Source organism: Pseudoalteromonas sp. MER144-MNA-CIBAN-0113 (assembly GCF_040308965.1).
GTDB classification, from domain to species: domain Bacteria; phylum Pseudomonadota; class Gammaproteobacteria; order Enterobacterales; family Alteromonadaceae; genus Pseudoalteromonas; species Pseudoalteromonas tetraodonis.
On record NZ_JBEOOG010000572.1, the window covers coordinates 1 to 240 of the forward strand.

Sequence of the window (240 nt, forward strand, 5' to 3'; positions counted from 1 at the left end):
ATATTGTTATAGGTGGGTTGGCTGGCGCAATGCCTCCATTATTAGGTTGGGTGTCAGAAACAAACCAAATGGCAGCAGCCCCTTGGTTACTCGTAATGATAATATTTACCTGGACCCCACCACACTTTTGGGCGCTGGCTATAGCACGAAAAAGTGATTATGAACGCGCTAAAATCCCTATGTTACCAGTAACCCATGGTATCGATTTTTGTAAAACGTGCGTCGTTGCTTACTCTGTTT

1 protein-coding gene is annotated in these 240 nt (G+C 44.2%); it reads left to right on the forward strand.

Annotation, left to right across the window (positions count from 1 at the left end; all coding sequences use genetic code 11):
• Positions 1-240: UbiA family prenyltransferase (locus AAEY57_RS20990; RefSeq protein ID WP_350608781.1), on the forward strand; the 240-nt coding region annotated here is incomplete at both ends.